Here is a 2155-nt window from a genome sequence, read left to right on the forward strand (position 1 = left end):
ACTGCGATGAAGGCATCAGCACCAGCCGCACCTGCGAGATCGGCCTGAGCCGGCACGGCGGTATTGACTACCACGGGCTGGTGTACCTGGTGGACCGAGTGACAAAGTCGAGATTGAATCACTAGGCCCAGATGTCAGACCACAGGCTCAGCGCGGCGCTGTCATCTGCCCCATTCCCAGCTCAAACGGGCGTAGAGGACCCAGTCATCCTGGTCTGGCAGAATATCGTCCAACGCATTGGCATAGGTCATGCTGGCCGAGAGGCCCTTATAACCCGTCCACCCAAGGCCCAGACCGACAGCCTGTGCTGTCTGTGATGGGTTTTTCGAGCGCACAGTGCCAAAGTCGTAGAATACAAATGGGTCGAGGTCACCACCCAGCGCGCTGATTCCACGGTAATGGGTCTCAAGACTGGTCTGGATGCCGTAATCACCGCTGATCAGACCCGGCGCATAGCCTCGAACCGATGTTGGCCCACCAATGGAGTATGCTACCGCGCCCGGAAGTGCTTCCTCGTTGGTGTATTGGTAATCCATCTGCATGAGCCCGTACCAGTCGGACTGGGCAAGCTGGTAATAGGCGCTGGCATCGCCATTCAACACCGCAAAACTCTTGTCGCCGTCAGTGGCTGCCTGGTTCTGCGCGCTCACCCAACCGGCCAGCTGCCGGGCGGATATCTGCCAGCCCGAGCCAAGCCAGGTCATTTGGGCGCCGGAACTCAACTTGCTGATTGTGTAGTCACTGATGTCTTCTCCAAGCACCGAGGTCGAGGAGTTCGAATACATCGCGGAGCCGAGAGCGTTGAGCCAGAAATGACTGGACGATATGGCAAGCCAGGACGCATCGAGAGTCATGCTGGTTGAGTCTCCCTCCACCGCCAGATCCTTGAAGTCCCCCTCTGTCACATCTGACTGATTGACGGCAAGGCTGCCGCCAAGACGCCAGCGGCTGGCCTTCACCGGCGCGCTGTAAATAGCCGTGACGGACTGGTTACCTTCCGACGCAAGCGCATACAACAGCCCTCGGTCGTTCCCGGTGAACACACCCTGGCGGCGATAAATCGCACCCACCTCTTCCTCACCGGAAGTGGCATAACCGTAATTATCGACAAACAGCTGCACTGTATTGCGCAGTGGCTCATCCACGATCACGACAATATCCGTGAGACCAAAGTCCTTGCCCGCACGCAACTCGGCCTGTAACCGGGCATCGTTGACCCGGTTGAACTCCAGGATATTGCTTTCCAGGGCGTTCATATCAACCAGGGCCTTTTCCGCTGCAAAGGGCACCCACTCCCGCACGTAGGGTTCAGGAAGGTAGCTGTTGCCCTCGACAACCATCTCGCCAAGCTTGCCTTCAACCAGGCGAATAATCACCACACCGTCCGTCACAGCCTGCTTGGGCAACAGGGCCGTCGCTGTATAAATACCCTTTTCCCTGTAGGCCGCGTTGATCTGCGTAACCATTCGGTTCAGATCGGATAACCGCGTTTGCTGGCCCAGGTAAGGCAATACAATGGTTTTCAGCTCCTGCGCAGAGAGCAACTCTGACTTGGTAAAACGCACACTATTGAGGATAAATGCAGGGCCTTCATCGGGCGTCTCAACGACATCAGGCGCAATCAGCGAATCCTCACGCTCCTGCAACTCCCTGCGTTCCTGCAAACTCTGCTCGCGGCGCAGTAGTTCTCTTTCCCGCCCTGCGGGATCGGCCACCCCGGGGAGTGTTTGAGCCTGGACACTCGGGATGAGCATGCTGAGTAACATCACCTGCCGGCATAAACGCCAATAATTCATTCGATATTCCTGGTTGTGAAACGGCCATCCGTGATCGGCTGGTTATCTGGACGAAATCTCCAGCAACTCCTCATCCGCCGGGGGTAACGCAGCGTCCTCATTAGCGCCTGGTGCACCCGTGTTAACGGTGCTTGGGCCAAAGCTCACCGGGCTCGAATAGGTCGCTGTATTTGGATACCCAGGCATGCCGAGGCCTGACTCCCATAGTCGGGTTTCACTGAGCTGGGTCTGCATGTTGTACTCTGCGCTGAGTCGCTGGAAGGCGAGCACCTGCAGATCCTGAGGCACACCTGGCTTGTAGAGGAACATCACCAGCGGATCGGCATAGCGTGTAGGCAGCGCATTGGTGCGCAGTTCAA

The 2155-nt window shown here is 57.4% G+C and carries 2 protein-coding genes; both read right to left on the reverse strand.

The window, feature by feature from the left end:
• Positions 1-161: 161 nt before the first annotated feature.
• Positions 162-1796 carry a ShlB/FhaC/HecB family hemolysin secretion/activation protein gene (locus ABYA88_RS16205; protein WP_373188418.1) on the reverse strand — a complete coding sequence of 545 codons (1635 nt, stop codon included), beginning with the start codon at positions 1794-1796 and terminating at the stop codon, positions 162-164.
• A 42-nt stretch (positions 1797-1838) separates the two neighbouring features.
• A partial coding sequence (locus tag ABYA88_RS16210; protein WP_373188419.1) for a hypothetical protein occupies positions 1839-2155 on the reverse strand: 317 nt, incomplete at its 5' end.

Source organism: Halopseudomonas sp., assembly GCF_041579695.1.
Classification (GTDB): Bacteria; Pseudomonadota; Gammaproteobacteria; order Pseudomonadales; family Pseudomonadaceae; genus Halopseudomonas.